Raw genomic sequence first — 19,850 nt, 5'->3', positions numbered from 1 at the left:
GGGATTCGGAACAAAAAACCCACTTCCATACCTGTCTATTTTGTTGCCGATTGGCTTATCTTTTCATACTTTCCAAGCCATGAGTTATACAATAGAAGTTTATCGCGGCAACCATCCTGCCGAAAAACACTTTGGTATTTATGCTTTGTATGTCATGTTTTATCCGCAGTTGGTGGCCGGTCCAATTGAGCGGCCGCAAAATATTTTATACCAATTCAGGGAAAAACACAATTTTAATTACATACAAGTTACCAGCGGATTGAAATTGGCAGCCTGGGGTTTATTTAAAAAAGTGGTGATTGCCGACCGGCTTTCAATTGTGGTGGATTCTGTTTACAATCATCCGCAACATTTCAATAGTTTCAGTTTGATTTTGGCGACCGTGTTTTTTGCTTTTCAAATCTTTTGCGATTTTTCAGGCTATTCGGATATGGCGATTGGAATTGCAAGGGTAATGGGTTTTAGGTTGATGATCAATTTTAACAAACCTTATCAGGCAAAAACATTACATGAGTTTTGGCAACGCTGGCACATTTCCTTATCTACTTGGTTTCGTGATTATTTATATTTTCCATTAGGTGGAAACCGGGTTACCATCCCACGCTGGTATTTCAACTTGTTTATTGTTTTCCTGGTAAGCGGCTTGTGGCACGGCGCAAATTGGACGTATATCATTTGGGGCGCTTTGCATGGTTTTTACCTGATCTTTGCAATAATCACCAAAAACTTTCGGGAGAAAACCAACAAGCTTCTTTTACTGGATAAAATTCCGTTTTTATCAACTTTGACCACTTTTTTGCTGGTTGCATTTGCCTGGATTTTTTTTCGTGCAGATAATTTGCACAGTGCTTTTTATATTGTTAAACATATTTTTACCGGAATCCCGGATGTGATTAATCGCATTACAAACCATTTGCCGGTTTTACAAGATTATGGATTGAACAACAAAGAAATGGCTTTGTCGGTATTGTTGATTGTATTTTTGGAAACAGTCCAATATTTGCAAGGTAAAAGAAGCATTGTACAAGAACTGGCGTGCAAACCTGTTTGGTTGCGTTGGTCAGTTTATTATATTTTGTTAATTATGATTGTGGTTTTTGGAGAATTTTCTCAACGGCAGTTTATTTACTTTCAATTTTAGATGCTGAAAAAATTCCTGTTCAAAACACTGCTTTTTGTTTTCCTACTTGTAATTTTATTGGTTGCAGCACTTTTTATACCTGCAAAATTGGGCAGGCAAAACATGCTTTATACCCAAATTGACAAAAACAAACTTTTAAAAAATACGCCAAGCCCTTGCCTTATTTTTGTTGGCGGTTCTAACTTGGCTTATGGTTTGGATAGTAAAACGATCAAAGATTCGCTAAATATCAATCCAATTAACACGGGCGTTCATGCTAATATTGGGTTGAAATATATGCTGGCCAACACTTTGCAATATATCAAGCCCGGCGACATTGTTGTTTTATCTTCAGAATACCAACAGTTTTACGGAAACCTGGCCAATGGCGAAGGCGAACTGCTTTCATTGGTAACCGATATTGTACCACAAAGCAGAAAACTGCTTGATTACCAACAAGTTTTCACATTGGTGAAATTGTTGCCGGAATACGCACAATCCAAACTTCGGCCAATTTTATTATTTTACAAGTTTCCAAAAAATGAAGGCGTTGGACGATACGACCGTGCCGCTTTTAACACTTATGGCGATGCAACTGCACATTGGAAATTACCAGGAGAAAACCCAAAACCTTATCCGGCAATTCAAGAAAGTTTTAACTTGGATGCATTGCAAGCTTTGCTAAATTTTAGAAATGAAGTTTATCAAAAAAAAGCAAAATTGTATGTTACATTTCCGGGTTATCAATATTCATCTTATCAAAAATCTGTTGCCCAAATTAAGCAGGTAAAAGAAGTATTAATAAACAATCATTTTTTGTTGATTTCTTCTCCCGAAGAATACATTATTCCTGACAGTTTGATTTTTGATACGCCTTATCATTTAACTAAAAAAGGTGTAGATTATCGAACCAAACATTTGATACAGGATTTGAAAAAAGTGGTTAAAAGATAAATTGATTTGTAGCCTGCTGTCATTTCGACCAACGGGAGAAATCTTCTTTCAAATTTCCAATGCTTCTTTTATCGCCCTAAAATCTTGTTTCAGTTTGATATTTAGCACTTTGAAGAAGATCTCTCCCTGCGGTCGAGATGACAAAAAACAGCAATGCTTCTTTTAGCACTATATTTTATGGCAATTGCGACAAAACGCCCAAACCGGTACAAGCGTCCCAACCCGGGCCGGCCGTGTAACCGGTGTTGGTTTTGGTGGTTTTGTTATCGCCAATGGTAATATCGCGGCACACGTTTGGCGTTGCATAAATGGTTGGGTTGATAAAACCTGCCGCTTTGCCTTTTTGCTGGTTGATCAACGCAATCAAGCCGGCCATCAGCGGCGCAACGGCACTTGTTCCGCCAAAAACCAGTTGCTGGCCATCCACCAAAACCTTGTAGCCTGTACTTGGGTCGGCATCGGCGGCAACATCGGGCACGCCGCGGCCTTTAAATTTGGTGTTTAAAGAAGCCGGGACATTGGCATTGGCCTGATAATCGGGCAGCGGAAAAACATCACTTACGCCGCCGCCGGTTGCCGAATCGCTGGCAGCGTGCCACACGGTTTCGGAGGTGATTTTATTGCTGGCATCGGTCAACAACTTGGTGCCGCCGCAAGCCAAAATATACGGACTGGACGAAGGAAAATCCACATGTACTTTGCCATCGGTTACGCCATCGGCCGATCCGCCATCGCCAGCGGCAGCACAAATGGTTACGCCCAAAACGGCCGCTGCTTTAAAAGATTCGTTAAAATTGGTCAAAGCTTGTGGCGTCCAGTTTGCTTCTGCCGAACCCCAACTGATGGAAATTACAGAAGGTTTGTTGATCGTGTCATGCACGGCCGTGGTAATGGCATCCAGAAAACCCTGATCGGTGTTCGGCGCAAAGTAAACCACAATTTTTGCTTCGGGCGCTACGGCCCCGGCCACTTCAATATCCAGCAACACTTCACCGTCGGCACTGTTTGCCGTAGTTGGTGCGTTTTTGCCGCCATCAACCGATACTGCTTTTACCACCGGTTTTTTAATGCCCAGGTTTTTAAAGTAATTGGTGATGTCGGTAGTTTTGTAGCCACCGCCCAGCTCGATGATGCCGATGCACTGCCCTTTCCCGGTTACGCCGGTGGGGAAACCGTAAATTTTGGCCAACTGGTCGCCAGTGTAAGATGGTGTTCCGGCCGCATGGTTTACAATTTTGCCGTCCTGTTTGTAAACCTGGAACATCGGCCGCGCTGCCGGGCGTTCATCAAAACCGAAAACACCGGTGATGACATCGGCCAGTTCCGCAGGCACATGGATATCGCCCGTCCTGATCCTAAATTCCGTTCCTTGCTGCTTTTCCAAATGCAGGTTTACGGCAAAAGCTGCTTCAAAATCACTGATCTTGCCTTTCAAAATAACACTTCGGCGTGCCAAATCTACCAAAACCGTGGTTAAATGATGCTCGTGTGCAAACGTTTCCACCGCTTCGGCATCTTCCTGCGAAGCGCCAAATTCCTGCGAATAGTTTTCCCGGGCAATAATTTCGCCTTTGGCTATGGCCTCATCTATTGATCTTTTTCTGCGAATGCGGACGGTAACTTCTATAAAAGCTTCCGAATCAATTGGTTTCAGTTCGTTTTTGGGCGTTGGCCTGTAGCTTCCTTTCAAGGCAACTTTTTTTGCTGTTTTCATGCTGGTCAATTTTTTTGTTAGAAGAAATGCTCGAATTAAGTTCTGCTAAAGTAAAAAATCAATATTGAAATTACTAATATTTTTAGTATTTTTTTGGTTGAGGCTGAAAATATGCCGGTAAAAGAAGTATCAGCTTTCGATCAATCCCCCTTTAAATAATGGGTAAAAAAGAAAGCCATATTTCCCAAGTCAACAATCAATTTGTTTTGAGGAAAATACGGCTTTTTCAGTTTAAAAACCAATGCTTCTTTTACCGGCCTAAAATAAGCTTACTTTTGGGCACCGGCATTTTTGGCATTGTTGGCGTCATTTTTTTTGTTAAGCGAGGCGTTCAATTTTTCCGCTTCGTTTAAGTGCATTTTTAAAATCGGCAGGTTTTTTACGGCGAAAGCTTTCAAATCCGGGTCTTTTACGGTGGTGGTTGCTTTTTCAAATTCGGCCACATCTTTTTTGTGCGCCTGCACCATCATCTCCATATATTTTAAATCGAAACCGGCGCTGCTTTGCAAACTCATTGAATCTACGCGGTCTTGCACATCTTTTTCCAAGGCCACAGGCAAAGTCAGTTTTTTGCTGTTGGCCAGGTTTTTCAGTTCGGTGCTGGTTTTGGTATGGTCTTTTACCATCATCGCGCCATAGTTTTTTACCTGCTGGTTCAATGCGTTTCGTTGCGCCAAGCCGCTCAATTGTATTTCCATCATGCCACTGGCAGCGGCTTTATAAGCAAAACCGGCATCGCCCGTGCCAACCTGCAATACATCGGTGGTTTTTACGGTATCGCCCAAAGCATCTTTTTGGGCCTGCTCCTTTTTGGCATCACTTTGGCCACAGGAAATTACGAATAAAGAAGCTGCAAGCAATAAGTAGTGGTTATATTTTTTCATGTCGAAGTTTTTATCTGTTTTTAAAGCTATTAACTCTTTGGAAAATGTTTTGTTTGGGAAAAGGTTTGAGGTTTGAGGTACGCTTTCAAACCCGGGTTTTACCTCATACCCCTTACCTCATACCTCCTACCTAAAAAAATCACTATCTTCGCCAGCAGCAAAACGTTCTGCCGCTCCGTTGGGTTTTTCCCTTCGGGGAGGAAAGTCCGGGCAGCGCAGGGCATCCTGCTTCCTAACGGGAAGGCGCCATTTCCGGATGGGCGACAGCAAGTGCCACAGAAAACAAACCGCCCCGATTTATCGGCGGCAAGGGTGAAAACGTGCGGTAAGAGCGCACGGCCTGGCATGGCAACATGCCTTGCGGCAAACCTCAGGAGCTGAAAGGCCAAATAGGTTCCGGCAACCACAAAAAGCGGCCCGCTTTTGTTGCCACGCAACGCCGGAACGGGTAGGCTGATCGAGGTGGTGGGCGACCATCATCCCAGATAAATGGCAGAAACCCGGGCAACCGGGCACAGAACCCGGCTTACAGGTTTGCTATCCGGTTTTTTACACCAAACCCTTTTCTGCAACATGGAGAGGGTTTGATTTTTAAAGCCCAAAACTTCTATCTTAGCGGCCGGAAAAAACCAATACTCCTTTTAAGCAATAAAAATCAATGTCGAAAATTCTGATTATAGATGATGAACGTGCCATACGGAGTACGCTTCGGGAAATTTTGGAGTACGAAGATTATCAGGTAGATGATGTAGATAACGGCGTTGATGCGCTCAACCTGATCAAAAAGGGCGATTACAACTTAGTTTTGTGCGATATTAAAATGAACCGGATGGACGGTTTGGAAGTGCTTACCGAAGCGCTTGCCGTAAAACCCGACCTGCCTTTTATCATGATCTCTGGCCATGGAACGGTAGAAACAGCGGTTGAAGCGAGCAAAAAAGGCGCTTTTGATTTCATCAGCAAACCACCGGATTTAAACCGTTTGCTCATTACCGTACGTAATGGTTTGGACCGCGGCTCGCTGGTTTCGGAAACGAAAGTTTTAAAGAAAAAAGTTTCTAAAACACGCGAAATCCTGGGCAATTCGCAAGCCATTGGCAAAATAAAAGAAACGATAGACCGCGTGGCGCCAACCGAAGCCCGTGTACTGGTTACCGGCGCAAACGGAAGCGGAAAAGAACTGGTGGCCCGCTGGCTGCACGAAAAATCGCACCGCTGCGATGCACCTTTGATCGAGGTAAACTGTGCGGCCATTCCTTCAGAACTGATTGAGAGCGAATTGTTTGGCCACGAAAAAGGCTCTTTTACTTCGGCCGTAAAACAACGCATCGGCAAGTTTGAATCGGCCAGCGGCGGCACGCTTTTTTTGGATGAAATTGGCGATATGAGCCTTTCGGCACAGGCCAAAGTATTGCGTGCCTTGCAGGAAAGCAAAATTACACGCGTGGGCGGCGAAAAAGAAATTGATGTGGACGTGCGCGTGGTGGCCGCAACCAACAAAGATTTACTGAAAGAGATCGAAGCCGGCAATTTCCGGATGGATTTGTACCACCGTTTAAGTGTGATCCTGATCCATGTGCCGCCACTTTCGGATAGGCGCGATGATATCCCGCTCCTCACCAAAAGTTTTTTGGAAGAGGTTTGCACCGATTATGGCATGCCGGTAAAAAAGGTTTCGGAGGCGGGCATGGAAGCCTTAAAAGCTTTGCCTTGGACGGGCAACATCCGCGAACTGCGCAACATGATCGAGCGTTTGATCATCCTGAGCGACAAAACAATTACCGATGCAGATGTAAAAGCTTTTGCCAACCCATCGGCCCCGGTTGCGGTTGCGCATCAAGCCGTTTCTGCACAGCCGGATTTCGACAACTTCAAAAGCTTCCAGGAATACAAGGATTTTGCCGAGCGCGAATACATCAAATTCAAGCTTGAAAAAAATGGCTGGAACGTTTCTAAAACCGCCGATGATATTGACATCCAACGCAGCCATTTGTACAGTAAAATTGAAAAGTTTGGGTTGAAGCGCGGCGAGAACTAAAATTGCCAATGCTTCTTTTACCACCTAAAAATTGGTGAAGGCCGGGAAAATTTTCCGGCTTTTTTTGTCCGAAAAACAAAAAGCCCGTTTTGCAACGGGCAAGGATCAGCAGGAATGGACTACCTTAAAACGGTTTTAGTTTTTGATAGCTGGTGCAATTGTACGTTTTCATTTTCACAATGGTTACATTTTAATTGATATATTTCTTTAAGGGCCTAATTAAGTTTCATTTCGTGATGTTTTGGCTAAAGCCAAACCTAAATCTACATATCCCACGGCCTGAAGGCCGTGGCAATTTGGCCGGATTTTTTACAAATTTATAAGCCCCCCGTAACAACTAATCCTACGAATTTATGCAGTTATCGCTTCTTCATTGCCATGGCCTTCAGGCCGTGGATAAGATCGAATAAGGATTGGCTTTAGCCAAAATTTAAGATACCAATTTTGATGGCATAAAAGAAGCATGAAAAACAGGCAGGAAATATTCCAAAAAAGGCAATTGGGGTTATGGTTTAACAACTTTACAAGTCTGCCTCCAAATCTTCCACAATACGCTCGCAAATTTCATGGGTAAACAAAGCATCGCGTGCGGAAATTTGGGTTGAAGTTTTGTGCACAACGGCCTGCAAAAAATCATCCACCATTTGTTTGAAACCGCGTTTGTGCAAGGTCGGTTCCCAATCGTTTGTTGCGGTGCGGATACTGTTCCGGTTTTCTTCGATCACCAAATCGGATACATTATAAACTACGCGTTTGTGTTTGGCCGTCATCACTTCCACTTTTTCTTCGGTTGTTGCCGTATCTCGGTTCATGATGCCGATGGCAACGGCGCCATTTTCAGCAACAAACTGAACCACTAACTGATGCAGCAACCCGCCTTTTTTAATGCCATGAACCAGCAAATCCTGAATTGGATACGGAAAAAGATAACGCAGGGTATCAACTACGTGAATAAAATCTTCCACCACAAACCGCCGGGTAAAATCCGGCAATGACTTTCGATTTTTCTGCATCAAAACCAACATTGGTTCTTCTAATTTTAATTGCTGATATACAGGCGCATAGCGGCGGTTAAAACCAACCATCAGCAATACGTTTCGCGCTTCGGCCAGTTCTACCAACTCTTTGGATAAATGGTAATCCATCGTCAAAGGTTTGTCCACAAAAACGGCAACGTTGGCTTCCAGCAATTGCTTCACTATATTGAAGTGCGCTTCGGTGGCGGCATGTACAAAAGCAGCTTGAATACCGCTTGTAACCAGCGAAGCCAAATTTGTATGTAAGTTTGAAATTCGATATTGATTGCCCAACTGCTGCAAACGGTTTTCATTCCTCGAACACAAATGAAAATCGAAACCTGCTTTGCTGCTTAAAACCGGCAGGTACGCTTTTGTGGCAATATCGCCCAAACCAATGATGCCAATTTTGATCATGCGGGTTATTTTAGATGGATTGTAAACAAAGGGAATTTATTCGGATAAAAGTGGTTTTGCCGCTAATTTTCCGGGTAAAAATTAAAGAGAATTTTCTTCTTGGGCCAATGCTTCTTTTATCGGGTAAAAAATTGGTGGCGTTGTCATTTCGACCAACGGGAGAAATCTTATTCAAAGCAGTAGATAAGCACATGCTTCTTTTACCATGCAAAAATTGGTGGCGTTGTCATTTCGACCAACGGGAGAAATCTTATTCAAAGCAGTAAATAAGCACATGCTTCTTTTACCATGCAAAAATTGGTGGCGTTGTCATTTCGACCAACGGGAGAAATCTTATTCGAAGCAGTAGATAAGCACATGCTTCTTTTACCATGCAAAATTGGTGGCGTTGTCATTTCGACCAACGGGAGAAATCTTCTTTCAACTTTGCTTCAATCGCTTCAAAGAAAATCCCTCCCTGCGGTCGGGATGACAGCAAAAACAACCGCACAAAAAAAGCCTCCGTTTTCCGGAAGCTTCTTTTACCGCATAAAAATCAGTGTAAAAATTTAACGTGCCTGCATTTCAACATAATCCCGTTCGGTATAACCAGTATAAACCTGGCGTGGGCGGCCAATCGGTTCTTTGTTTTCTTTCATTTCTTTCCACTGCGCAATCCATCCCGGCAACCGGCCTAAAGCAAACAGCACGGTAAACATATCCGTTGGGAAACCTAAAGCGCGGTAAATAATGCCCGAATAAAAATCTACGTTCGGGTACAGTTTCCGCTGCACAAAATAATCATCCTTCAAAGCCACTTCTTCCAATTGTTTGGCAATTTCCAAAACCGGATCGTTCACGCCTAATTTCTCCAGTACATCATCGCAAGCTTTTTTTATGATCTTGGCGCGCGGGTCAAAGTTTTTATAAACGCGGTGCCCAAAACCCATCAAACGGAAAGGGTCGTTTTTGTCTTTGGCTTTGGCAATCCATTTTTGCGTATCGCCGCCGTCTTCCTTAATCTGCTCCAGCATTTCGATCACGGCCTGGTTGGCACCGCCATGCAGCGGCCCCCAAAGTGCAGAAATGCCGGCAGAAATAGAAGCGTACATATTACAATCCGAAGAACCAACCATACGGACAGTCGAGGTAGAACAGTTTTGCTCGTGGTCGGCATGCAAAATCAGCAGCTTGTTCATCACATCCACCAAAACCGGGTCAATTTCGATATCTTCGGTACGCTGGCCAAAAGTCATGTGCAAAAAATTGCTTACATAATCGTATTTGTTTTTGGGATAGATAACCGGGTGGCCGAATGATTTTTTGTAGATCCAGGAAACGATCGTGCTCATCTTGGCCAGCATTTTAATGATCGTTTGGTTGATTTCCTCTTCGGTCTGGTTAAGTTTCAAAGATTCGGGATAGAAAGCCGAAAGCGAGCAAACCAACGAACCCAACTGCCCCATCGGGTGCGAATGGCTTGGAAAACCATCGAAAAACTTCTTCATGTCTTCGTGCACCAACGTGTGGTGGCTGATCTCGTTCTGGAAATCGGCAACCTGTTTTTCCGTTGGCAATTCGCCATAAATCAGCAAAAAAGCAACTTCTATAAAATTTGATTTTTCGGCCAATTGCTCAATCGAATAACCGCGGTACCGCAAAATGCCTTTTTCGCCATCCAAAAACGTAATGGCACTTTTGGTGGCGCCGGTGTTTTTATAACCGGTATCTAAGGTAATATAACCGCTTAAATCACGAAGTTTTGAAATATCAATTGCTTTTTCATTTTCGGTCCCGGTGATGACAGGGAAATCGTATGTGTTTTCGGAAAGCTTTATTTGTGCTGTTTCTGACATGAAAATAAAATTTATAATAAACGTATAACCAGGTTTGTGCGGATGAAAACCTGTTTAAGTACAAGATTTAACCAGCTTGCTTTATAAGCCGATAAAAGTACAATTGTTTGGTAGTTAAACGATAGCGCGGCTTATATTTTTCTGTAAAATTTGTACTTGCAGGGCTGTTTTAAAAATCAATAAAACTTCTTTGGTTTGAAAAAAATAAAGGACACACCAAAAAAACAGGCATAAAAGAAGCATCGGCGCAAACAGCCGGGCTATTCTTCTTTTTAAGAACCTGTTAAAATTTACACAAAAAATAGCAATGCTTCTTTTACCCTATAAAAATTGGTGTTGCACCTGTTTAAATAAACCGAAACCTGGCAGTTACCAATTTTTAGGCGATAAAAGAAGCATGGCAGGTAAAATTAAAAACAAGCCCTGAAACCACCTTTTATCCTCCCGCAAAAACAACCGTTTAAGCTGTTCGTTTAAGGTAATAAATTTGTACATTTGCGCCCTTAAATTTATTACGCCGAACCATGAAATTATCCCAATTTAAGTTCAACCTGCCAGAATCATTGATTGCCCATTCGCCTTCCGAAAAGCGGGACGAATCCAGGCTGATGGTGCTGCACCGTGATTCGGGCAAAATCGAGCACAAAATATTTAAAGATGTGCTGGAGTATTTTGATGAAAAAGACGTAATGATTTTGAACAACACCAAGGTTTTTCCGGCCCGCTTGTATGGCAACAAGGAAAAAACCGGTGCCACCATTGAAGTGTTTTTGCTGCGCGAACTGAACAAAGAGCTTCGTTTGTGGGATGTTTTGGTTGACCCGGCACGTAAAATCCGAGTGGGCAACAAACTATATTTTGGCGATGACGATTTGCTGATTGCCGAAGTTGTTGACAATACCACTTCCCGTGGCCGCACCATCCGTTTTTTGTTTGACGGAACGGACGAAGAATTCAGAAAAAACGTAGAAATTTTGGGCGAAACCCCGCTTCCGAAATATATCAAACGCAAAGCCACAGCCGAAGACAAAGACCGTTACCAAACTATTTTTGCCAAAAACGAAGGCGCAGTTGCCGCTCCTACCGCTGGCCTGCATTTCAGCCGCGAACTGATGAAACGACTGGAACTAAAAGGTGTAGAATTTGCCGAAGTAACTTTGCATATTGGTTTGGGCACTTTTCGTCCGGTCGAGGTGGAAGATTTGACCAAGCACAAAATGGATTCCGAACAGTTTATCATCGAGCAAAAACAAGCCGATATTGTAAATCGCGGCATTGCTGCCAAAAAACGGATTTGCGCCGTTGGGACAACTTCGATGCGTGCCATTGAATCGGCAGTTTCTGCAAGCCATACTTTAAAGGCGGCAAACGATTGGACGAGCAAGTTCATCTTCCCGCCATACGATTTTAGTATCGCCAATTGTATGATCACCAATTTCCACACGCCTGAATCTACTTTGCTGATGATGATTGCCGCTTTTGGCGGATACGAGCATGTGATGCACGCTTACGAAGTTGCCATTAAAGAAAAATATCGTTTTTACAGTTACGGCGATGCCATGCTGATTATTTAAATGCTTCTTTTAGCACATAAATTTTAGGATTCTGGTGCGGATGAAATTTTTTGCGGTGATTGTTGCAGGAGGTTCTGGCACAAGGATGAACAGCGAAATCCCGAAACAATTTTTGTTATTGAACGGAAAGCCGGTGATCATGCACACGATCGCGGCTTTTTTTGCTTCCATAGAAAAACCGGAAATTTTGGTTGTTTTGAACCGGCAGCAGTTTTCGTATTGGGAAGATTTGTGCGAACTGCATCAATTCAAAGTTCCGCATCAATTAGTTGCAGGCGGAGAAACCAGGTTTCATAGTGTAAAAAACGCATTAGAAAAAATAGATGAAGATGCTGTTGTGGCCATTCATGATGCAGTCCGGCCCTTGATCAACACAGCAATTATTTCAAACGCTTATCAGCAGGCATTAAAAACAGGAAATGCCGTGGTTGCCGTGCCAAGCAAAGATTCTGTACGTTGGCAAAAAACCAATGGCGAGACGCAAAATTTAAACCGGAGCGAGGTTTTTTTAGTGCAAACGCCTCAAACGTTTCAATCGAAACAGCTAAAAAAAGCTTACGAACAGGAATATTCGCAGGAGTTTACCGATGATGCCAGCGTGGTAGAACGATCTGGAGAAAAAATCAATTTGATCGAAGGAAACCCGGAAAATTTTAAAATTACGTTTCCGGCTGACCTGCGAATTGCAGAAATGTTATTAAACGAAAAAAGCCGCATGTAGCGGCTTTTATCGTTATCAAGAGTTTACTTATGCCCTTCTGATCACTTTTAACAGGATCATGATGATGGCAATCACAAGCAATACGTGTATTATTCCTCCGTCACCAAAAGTTCCAAGTCCATGAAATAAAAATCCGACTACCCATAAGATAATCAGGATTACAGCAATGAGATACAGTAGATTTCCCATAATTTCTAAGTTTAAGTTTTAAAGTTTAAGTGGTTATTTTGGTTTTTATCAGCGAAAACCGTTCCAAAAAGTCAACTTAAAGCAATAATCTTAAAAAAAGAAGTTATGCTGCTTTACATATGCAATAAACCGCAAATAATTGAGTTGCTAATACTCGTCTTCGTTAAAAAAGAAATCGTCTTTTGTAGGGTAATCAGGCCAAATCTCTTCGATATTTTCATATGGCTCGCCGTCGTCTTCCAAAGCCTGCAAGTTTTCAATCACCTCAACCGGTGCCCCGGAGCGTATGGCATAATCAATCAGTTCATCTTTAGTTGCCGGCCATGGTGCATCTTCTAAGTGCGATGCCAGTTCGAGTGTCCAATACATAAATAAATTTCTGTTATTTAAAAGTTTGCAAAAGTATAATATTTTAGTTTTAATATGGAAATGTTTTGCCGGATTAAATACGCGGAACCCAACTATTTTCTGCAATATTTTGATCGTGCCCAATCTTCCGTGCCAGCATAAACAGGTAATCGCTCAATCTGTTCAGGTAAATTTTCACCTTTTCTTCTACAAAACTTTCTTCGGACAAAGCAATTGTAATCCTTTCTGCACGCCTGCAAACGCATCGTGCCAAATGGCAAAAGGCAATTGCATTGTTGCCGCCCGGCAAAATAAAGTGCTTCAGTTGCGGCAACACAGCTTCCATCCTGTCCATTTCTGTTTCCAGCAATTCAATATCTTTTGAATGAAGATCAGGGATTTTCATGGTTGATTTTTCCGGGTCGGCAGCCAGCGAAGCGCCAATGGTAAACAGCCGGTCCTGTATTTCTTTCAGCAGCAAACGGTCTTGCTCATCAATTTCCTGGCCCCAAATCAAACCGATGTAACTGTTCAGTTCGTCCACCGTGCCATAACTTTCGATGCGCAAATGATGTTTTGGAACCCGAGTCCCGCCGATTAAAGAAGTGTAACCAGAATCGCCGGTTTTGGTATAAATCTTCATGCTGATACAATTAAATAAACCTTACTTTGTTTATCATCTAAAAATTATGTTTTGCTTTTTGCCACTGTTTTACCTCCTCAATCCATGAAAAGATATGCTTCTTTTAGCACCTTAATTTTAAGTTTTGTGTTGATGACAAGTTTTAAATGCCCGTCATCAACCGAAATTGAACAAACTAAAGTAATCTCAAAAGTTCCTTTTACTACTATGCTCAGCCAAAAAACTTTTGAAGAAATGTTTCCGCAGCGCGACCCTTTTTACACCTATGCTTCTTTTACCGGTGCAATTAAAGCGTTGTCAACGGTTGTAATTAAAGTTGAAAAACGGGATACTTATATGTTTCGGATTACGCGGACAGACCGGGCAACCGGAAAATCTGTTGTGGTTCGTCAGGATGCGGACTGGAACCAACCCTGGGCAAAAGCTAAAACGTACACCCAATTTACCGTTGATTTTGGTGCTTTCTGTGCCGATAAAAATATGGCAACCAGCAAGCGCGAACTGGCCGCTTTTTTAGCACAAGTTGCACACGAAACGCGGCACGGCCGGAACGGACAATACGACGACGGGCTGATGTTTTTGCACGAAGTGAACACCAGTTTGCCTTATGTAGACCAAAACGATGTTTATCCGGCCGTTGCCGGGAAAAAATACTATGGCCGCGGACCGATGCAGATCAGTTACAACGGCAATTATGGTTTTGCAAGCGATTGTATTTTTGGCGATAAGAACAAACTGCTGCAAAACCCGGATTTAATTACCACCGATGCCGTAACAGCTTTTAAAACAGCTATTTACTTTTGGATGATGCCGCAGGAGCAAAAACCGTCTGCCCACGACGTGATGGCCGGAAACTGGAAACCAACTGCTGCCGACGCGGCAAAAGGCAGGACGGCAGGTTTTGGCATGACCACCAACATCATCAATGGTGAAGTAGAATGTGGCCGCGCAAACCAGTTTGGCCCGGCAGACCGAGCCGGTTTTTACCAGGCTTTTCTAAAAAAATTAAATGTTACTGATGCCAATTGCGTTTGCACTTGCGAGAAGATGCAGGCGTATGAGTAGGGTGTGAGCTGTCAGCACTCAGCGAATAGCATGTTTTCTAAATTGGTAGTTAAGCACCGATTGTCAGAAGCTGACAGCTGATTGCTGACAGCTAAAAGCTATCGCTCAATCACCTTCGGTAGCTTAAAATAATCCGCATCATGGTCGGGTGCGTTTTGCAGCGCTTCTTCGTGCGTGATTACTTCTTTTACCACATCATTTCTGGTGATGTTTACGCCAGGGCTGAGGTAAACCAAAGGCTCAACACCACTGGTGTCCAGCTCGTTCAGCTTCTCCATAAAAGACAGGATTTTGCTGAGGTCTTTGATCACGTTTTCCTTTTCTCCGGGCGCAATTTCCAGCCGTGCCAGCTTGGCTATTTTATCTACCGTGTTGGTGTCTATCTTCATATTCCTTTAATTTTTGATGGATGATTTGAGAAACTTCTTCGCGCAAAGCATCGGCATCGGCTAGTTTCAAACCTACGGTTTCTATCGGTTTATGTACAAAAATTTTGCAAGTTCCCGGTTGGCTGCCGTATTTCAAACCATCGTCCCACAACAATTTCCAGGTGTTAAAAGAAGTAACCGGAATAATAGGAACTTGTTGTTCGATGGCCAAACGGAACGGGCCGTTTTTAAACTCCTGCAAAACCGGCGGATAAACGTCGGCAATTTTTCCTTCGGGGAAAATGATCATCGTGATACCGGTCTTCAAATATTCGGAAGCACGTTTAAAAGCCCGGAAAGCCGAAATATTGCTGTCGCGTTTCACTGGAATATCAATCGTTTTAAAAAACAGTTGAGTGGTTGGGTTTTTGAGCAGTTCCTCCTTCCCCATAAAACTAAAATTATTTTTGGCGAGGATGGTTGCCCAGGAAACATCCAAATTAGAAGTGTGGTTGGGGCAAATCACATACGTTTTTTGCCAGTCAATTTCCGTTTCAAACTCAAACTTGTAGAAAATACCGCACAATGCCGAACTCCATTTTGCCCACTTGGTACGCAACTTGTTCAGCGTTTGGTAACGGTTTGGTTTTCGGGAGAAATAATAAAAAAGAGGATAAAAAAAGGTGTATAAAAGAAGCACGGAAAACATATAAAGGTATGCGTGCAGCTTTCGGAACAATTTCATCAGCATCAAAAATATAAAAATTCCTTACTTTCGCCAGCTATGGAAACTGTTGTCAGCGGCATCCGCTCTACCGGGAAACTGCATTTGGGAAATTATTACGGCGCCATCCAAAACTTCGTGAAAATGCAGCACGAATACAACTGCTTTTTTTTTATTGCCGATCTGCATTCGCTGACCACACATCCAACGCCTGTTGATCTTCACAGCAATGTTAAACAAGTTTTGGTGGAATATCTGGCCGCAGGAATTGACCCGGAAAAAGCAACAATCTACATTCAATCGGAAGTGCCGGAAGTTACCGAACTGTATTTGTACCTGAACATGAATGCTTACGTGGGAGAGCTGGAACGCAGTACTTCTTTTAAGGATAAAATCAGGGCGAACCCTGAAAATGTGAATGCCGGTTTATTGACTTATCCGGTTTTGATGGCTGCCGATATTTTGATGCACCGCGCCACCAAAGTTCCCGTGGGAAAAGACCAGGAACAACACCTGGAAATGGCGCGAACGTTTGGCAACCGCTTCAACCGTTTGTACAAACATGATTATTTTCCCGAGCCTTATGCTTTCAACTTCAGCGAAAATTTGGTAAAAATTCCGGGCTTGGATGGAAAAGGGAAAATGGGCAAATCGGAAGGCGAAGGAAATGCAGTTTTTCTTTCAGATTCGCCGGAAACGATCCGCAAAAAAGTGATGCGCGCCGTTACGGATAGCGGGCCGACGGAAGAAAACCAGCTTAAACCAACCGAAATACAAAACCTGTTTGATTTGATGCAAGTGGTTTCTTCGGAAGATACCTTAACACATTTTGAAGAATTGTACAACAAATGCCAAATCCGCTACGGCGATTTTAAAAAGCAATTGGCCGAAGATATGATCGTGGCAACCACGCCAATCCGCGAACGGATTGAAGACATCGCCAAAAACGAAGCGTATTTACGCCAGGTAAACCGTTTTGGTGCCGTAAAAGCCCGCGAAAGCGCCCAAAAAACGCTGAAAGAAGTACGGGAGATTATTGGTTTTAAGCGGATTTAAGGAAGTTGATAGATAATAGTTTATTGTTCATAGCCCTAACCAAATCCGATCGCAGTTTCTTTCCATGAACCATTAACTAAAAAACTATTAACCAAATCCAATCGCAGTTTCTTTCCATGAACCATTAACTAAAAACCATTAACCAAATGCACATCGCCGTTGTTGGAAATATTGGTGCCGGAAAAACCACGCTGACCGAGTTGCTGGCCAAAAATTATGGCTGGCAGCCGCAGTACGAATCGGTAGAAAACAATCCGTACCTGGAAGATTTTTACAGCGACATGAAACGCTGGAGTTTTAACCTGCAAATTTTCTTTTTGAACAGCCGTTTCCAGCAGATTATGGAAATCCAGAAAAGTAAGGCGAACATCATTCAGGACCGGACGATTTATGAAGATGCTTTTATTTTTGCGGCCAACCTGCGCGACATGGATTTGATGACCGAACGCGATTACGAAAATTACCGCAAAATTTTCGATAACATCACTTCGTTTATCAAACCGCCGGATTTGCTGATTTATTTGAAAGCTTCCGTTCCGACTTTAGTGAACAACATTCAACGCCGCGGCCGCGAATATGAAAGCGGCATCCGTTTAGATTATTTGTCGAAACTGAACGATAAATATTCGGAATGGATCAAAAATTACAAAAGCGGCAAACTATTGATCTTGGATAAAGATAAACTGGATTTTGCCAACAAAACCGAAGATTTGGCAGCGGTAATCGAGAAGATTGAAGTGGAAATTAACGGGTTGTTTTAGGAGGAAGTTGTAGGTTGCATCTTGCCGATTGCGGGTTTAAAGCGATTACAGCAAGTTTTGGATGCTTCTTTTATCGGCATATTTTTAACAATACGAAGTGGTTTAAACTTAATTCCGGATGCTTCTTTTATGGCATAAAAATAAAGGACAAACAACTGAAAGAAATGAAAATCCTCGGCATTATTCCTGCCCGCTACGCTTCAACCCGTTTTCCGGCCAAGGCTTTGGTTGATATTCATGGCAAAAGCATGGTACAGCGCGTTTACGAGCAGGCCAAAAAATGTGCCTCTTTAAGCGAAGTTGTAGTGGCGACAGACGACGCGCGGATATTCAGTCACGTGGAAGCTTTTGGCGGAAAAGTAATGATGACCTCTAAAATGCACCAAAGCGGGACTGACCGTTGCGCTGAAGTTGCCGCCGCGTTACCGGAATTTGATGTCGTAATTAATATCCAGGGCGATGAACCTTTTATCAACCCCGAACAAATTGCCAAAGTGGCCGCTCTTTTTACCGATGTAAAAACAGCATTGGCCACGCTGGTAAAAAAAATTGAAACCGAGGAAGAATTGCAAAATACCAACACGCCAAAAGTTGTATTGAACAATTTTTCCGAAGCGATTTACTTTTCCCGTTCCGTCATTCCTCACATCCGAGGCCGGGAAATACAAAACTGGTTGCAGCACCAAACTTTTTACAAACACATTGGCATTTATGGTTACCGTTCGGCCGTTTTGCATCAAATTACAAAACTGCCTGTTTCTACTTTGGAAAAAGCAGAAAGTTTAGAACAATTGCGTTGGATCGAGAACGGTTACCGCATTAAAGTTGCCGAAACCAACATCGAAACTTTGGCGGTTGATACACCTCAAGACTTGGAAAATATCCTTAAAAAGCATCCGAAGATTGATTAAAGCCCGTTTACAGTTTCGATAGAATCGTTGATACTGTTGTTGAGGTTTTCTACACTGTTGTAAAACCCGCCGCTGTTGTCGGTATCATCGTGCACATCCAAAACCTTGTTGCCGTTTTGTGCCGAAGTATCAAGGTAAGAAGCGGAAATAGCTGCAAACTTTTCGGAATTAAAAGTCAGCAATTTGGTTAACAACGCTTCAAATTCTTGTCCGTAATGGCGCAGCAGCCCTGCGTTTTCAGCATCATACACTTTTAAGGCAGCCACTTTTTCGTGCAGCAGGGATAATTCTTCTAACAGTTGGTCTTTCATAATCATTTAGGTTGACGACCAAATATAAAATTTTAATTGTGAATTTATAACCGGCAAAATCCATCCGGTCAATCCTGCCCAAATTTCAGATGCTTCTTTTATGCCTGTAATTTTAGGGCGGTAAAAGAAGCATCTGTAAAAATGGCGTAAACCAAACTTGATTTTCAGTAAAAATTATTTATTCTGATTTAATAAAACGCTTATCTGATTACTGTGTTTATTATTCAATTCCTTTCATTTTTACTAAAACTAAAATCATATGTTTTATCACGTAAAAGAACTTCAATTTAATGCCAGGGTATCAAAACCAGACCCAGTGTTTGCACGCCTGCTGTTAGAACAATTTGGCGGCAGTAATGGCGAATTAAAAGCGGCCATGCAATATTTTACACAAGCTTTTACCTGCAAGCAACCTTATCCGGATAAATACGATTTGCTGATGGACATTGCTACAGAAGAATTTAGCCACCTGGAAATTGTAGGCGCAACCATCCAAATGCTGTTAGGCGGTATAAACGGCGAATTAAAAGATGCTGCCGAAGAATCAGAAATTATGCAGTTGCTGGATGGCAAAGCAGCAAAAGAAAGTTTTATGCACCAAGCCATGTTCAACCCGCAATTTGCAGTTTTAAGCGGAGGCGGCCCAACTTTAACGGACAGTAACGGAACGCCCTGGACTGCTGCTTATGTAACGGCCAATGGTGATTTAACGGTAGATCTTCGTTCTAATATCGCATCAGAATCCCGTGCAAAAATTGTGTACGAGTATTTGATAAAATTTACAGAAGACCCTTATGTTAAAGAAACGCTGCGGTTTTTAATGACACGCGAAGTAGCACATTATCAGCAATTTGAAGCTGCTTTAAGCACCATTCAGCCTAACTTTCCTCCGGGAATACTACAAAGCGACCCAAGGCACAGTAATACGTACTACAATATGTCTAACGGTGCAGAAGTAAGGGGCCCATGGAACAGCGGTGAAAGCTCTCAATTGGGCGAAACCTGGCAATATATTGCTGATCCGATCCAATATGTTCGTGAAACAAGCGGACTGCAAGGATTGAAGCCAACCGGTACAGACCGTACAGAAAAAACGGTAGAAAAAATGAACAAAGCTTTAAGTGAAGAGCGAAGTGAAGAAGTTACTAGCGCATTGCCAAAAGGTGAAAACCAATGGAGCACTTATTCTAAGTAGTTTTGT

Annotated in this window: 21 protein-coding genes and 1 other RNA gene; 12 read left to right on the top strand and 10 right to left on the bottom strand. The window is 42.7% G+C overall.

The genetic code is table 11. The features are described from left to right. On the top strand, positions 1-1,141 hold a 1,141-nt coding region (locus V5804_RS10810), incomplete at its 5' end, for an MBOAT family protein (protein ID WP_369591397.1). A gap of 102 nt (positions 1,142-1,243) precedes the next feature. Next, a complete protein-coding gene (locus V5804_RS10805) occupies positions 1,244-2,074 on the top strand; it encodes a hypothetical protein (protein WP_369591396.1) in 831 nt (276 codons plus the stop codon). 175 nt (positions 2,075-2,249) lie between these two features. Here the strand turns inward: V5804_RS10805 and V5804_RS10800 are convergent, their stop codons facing one another. Beyond that, entirely contained in the window at positions 2,250-3,788 is a 1,539-nt protein-coding gene (locus V5804_RS10800; protein ID WP_369591395.1) for a protease pro-enzyme activation domain-containing protein, read from the bottom strand. A 269-nt stretch (positions 3,789-4,057) separates the two neighbouring features. Further along, the gene (locus V5804_RS10795) at positions 4,058-4,672 is read right to left on the bottom strand and encodes a DUF4142 domain-containing protein (protein WP_369591394.1); all 615 of its coding nucleotides are present in this window, start codon (positions 4,670-4,672) and stop codon (positions 4,058-4,060) included. 154 nt (positions 4,673-4,826) lie between these two features. Between V5804_RS10795 and rnpB the strand changes: the two genes are divergently transcribed. After that, positions 4,827-5,217, top strand: an RNA gene (gene rnpB, locus V5804_RS10790) — RNase P RNA component class A. Positions 5,218-5,330: 113 nt separating this feature from the next. Then, positions 5,331-6,710 carry a sigma-54-dependent transcriptional regulator gene (locus tag V5804_RS10785; RefSeq protein ID WP_369591393.1) on the top strand — a complete coding sequence of 460 codons (1,380 nt, stop codon included), beginning with the start codon at positions 5,331-5,333 and terminating at the stop codon, positions 6,708-6,710. 521 nt (positions 6,711-7,231) lie between these two features. Here V5804_RS10785 and V5804_RS10780 read toward each other — a convergent pair. Then, entirely contained in the window at positions 7,232-8,143 is a 912-nt protein-coding gene (locus tag V5804_RS10780) for a Gfo/Idh/MocA family protein (protein WP_369591392.1), read from the bottom strand. A gap of 288 nt (positions 8,144-8,431) precedes the next feature. On the opposite strand from V5804_RS10780, the gene V5804_RS10775 reads away from it, so the two are divergent. Next, positions 8,432-8,695 (top strand): hypothetical protein, encoded by a 264-nt coding sequence (locus tag V5804_RS10775; RefSeq protein WP_369591391.1) that lies wholly within the window; start codon positions 8,432-8,434, stop codon positions 8,693-8,695. On the opposite strand, the gene V5804_RS10770 is transcribed toward V5804_RS10775, so the two are convergent. Then, positions 8,692-9,978, bottom strand: a complete 1,287-nt coding sequence (locus V5804_RS10770; RefSeq protein WP_369591390.1) for a citrate synthase — start codon at positions 9,976-9,978, stop codon at positions 8,692-8,694. The two genes, V5804_RS10775 and V5804_RS10770, sit on opposite strands and share 4 nt — an antisense overlap. A 524-nt stretch (positions 9,979-10,502) precedes the next feature. Between V5804_RS10770 and queA the strand changes: the two genes are divergently transcribed. Together queA and V5804_RS10760 are read left to right on the top strand one after the other, a co-directional pair. Beyond that, positions 10,503-11,552, top strand: coding sequence for a tRNA preQ1(34) S-adenosylmethionine ribosyltransferase-isomerase QueA (queA, locus tag V5804_RS10765; protein ID WP_369591389.1), 1,050 nt, complete (start codon positions 10,503-10,505; stop codon positions 11,550-11,552). Positions 11,553-11,592: 40 nt separating this feature from the next. Then, positions 11,593-12,273 (top strand): 2-C-methyl-D-erythritol 4-phosphate cytidylyltransferase, encoded by a 681-nt coding sequence (locus V5804_RS10760; protein ID WP_369591388.1) that lies wholly within the window; start codon positions 11,593-11,595, stop codon positions 12,271-12,273. Between the two features lie 27 nt (positions 12,274-12,300). Here V5804_RS10760 and V5804_RS10755 read toward each other — a convergent pair whose 3' ends face one another. The 3 genes from V5804_RS10755 to V5804_RS10745 form a co-directional block, all read right to left on the bottom strand. Further along, a complete protein-coding gene (locus V5804_RS10755; RefSeq protein ID WP_299284857.1) occupies positions 12,301-12,462 on the bottom strand; it encodes a lmo0937 family membrane protein in 162 nt (53 codons plus the stop codon). 147 nt (positions 12,463-12,609) lie between these two features. Beyond that, positions 12,610-12,831: a DUF2795 domain-containing protein gene (locus tag V5804_RS10750; RefSeq protein WP_002996718.1), complete on the bottom strand. Its 222-nt coding sequence runs from the start codon at positions 12,829-12,831 to the stop codon at positions 12,610-12,612. Between the two features lie 73 nt (positions 12,832-12,904). Further along, positions 12,905-13,453: a cob(I)yrinic acid a,c-diamide adenosyltransferase gene (locus V5804_RS10745; protein WP_369591387.1), complete on the bottom strand. Its 549-nt coding sequence runs from the start codon at positions 13,451-13,453 to the stop codon at positions 12,905-12,907. A gap of 84 nt (positions 13,454-13,537) precedes the next feature. On the opposite strand from V5804_RS10745, the gene V5804_RS10740 reads away from it, so the two are divergent. Then, on the top strand, positions 13,538-14,518 hold the full coding sequence (locus V5804_RS10740; RefSeq protein WP_369591386.1) for a chitinase: 981 nt from the start codon (positions 13,538-13,540) through the stop codon (positions 14,516-14,518). A 98-nt stretch (positions 14,519-14,616) separates the two neighbouring features. Here the strand turns inward: V5804_RS10740 and gatC are convergent, their stop codons facing one another. Both gatC and V5804_RS10730 read right to left on the bottom strand, forming a co-directional pair. After that, entirely contained in the window at positions 14,617-14,907 is a 291-nt protein-coding gene (gene gatC, locus V5804_RS10735; protein WP_369591385.1) for an Asp-tRNA(Asn)/Glu-tRNA(Gln) amidotransferase subunit GatC, read from the bottom strand. Next, positions 14,879-15,595, bottom strand: coding sequence for a lysophospholipid acyltransferase family protein (locus V5804_RS10730; protein WP_369591384.1), 717 nt, complete (start codon positions 15,593-15,595; stop codon positions 14,879-14,881). The genes gatC and V5804_RS10730 overlap by 29 nt, the downstream gene beginning before the upstream one ends. A gap of 75 nt (positions 15,596-15,670) precedes the next feature. Between V5804_RS10730 and trpS the strand changes: the two genes are divergently transcribed. The 3 genes from trpS to kdsB all read left to right on the top strand — a co-directional run bounded on the left by trpS (position 15,671) and on the right by kdsB (position 18,338). Beyond that, the gene (gene trpS / locus V5804_RS10725) at positions 15,671-16,666 is read left to right on the top strand and encodes a tryptophan--tRNA ligase (RefSeq protein ID WP_369591383.1); all 996 of its coding nucleotides are present in this window, start codon (positions 15,671-15,673) and stop codon (positions 16,664-16,666) included. Positions 16,667-16,812: 146 nt separating this feature from the next. Continuing rightward, on the top strand, positions 16,813-17,427 hold the full coding sequence (locus V5804_RS10720) for a deoxynucleoside kinase (RefSeq protein WP_369591382.1): 615 nt from the start codon (positions 16,813-16,815) through the stop codon (positions 17,425-17,427). A gap of 164 nt (positions 17,428-17,591) precedes the next feature. Continuing rightward, on the top strand, positions 17,592-18,338 hold the full coding sequence (gene kdsB / locus V5804_RS10715; RefSeq protein ID WP_369591381.1) for a 3-deoxy-manno-octulosonate cytidylyltransferase: 747 nt from the start codon (positions 17,592-17,594) through the stop codon (positions 18,336-18,338). Here the strand turns inward: kdsB and V5804_RS10710 are convergent. Beyond that, positions 18,335-18,649 (bottom strand): hypothetical protein, encoded by a 315-nt coding sequence (locus tag V5804_RS10710; protein WP_369591380.1) that lies wholly within the window; start codon positions 18,647-18,649, stop codon positions 18,335-18,337. The two genes, kdsB and V5804_RS10710, sit on opposite strands and share 4 nt — an antisense overlap. Positions 18,650-18,908: 259 nt before the next feature. Here V5804_RS10710 and V5804_RS10705 point away from each other — a divergent pair, with 259 nt between their 5' ends. Beyond that, the gene (locus V5804_RS10705) at positions 18,909-19,844 is read left to right on the top strand and encodes a manganese catalase family protein (RefSeq protein ID WP_369591379.1); all 936 of its coding nucleotides are present in this window, start codon (positions 18,909-18,911) and stop codon (positions 19,842-19,844) included. Positions 19,845-19,850 lie beyond the last annotated feature (6 nt).

The organism is Mucilaginibacter sp. (assembly GCF_041088075.1).
Classification (GTDB): Bacteria; Bacteroidota; Bacteroidia; order Sphingobacteriales; family Sphingobacteriaceae; genus Mucilaginibacter_A.
This window is presented reverse-complemented; position numbering and strand designations above follow the sequence as displayed.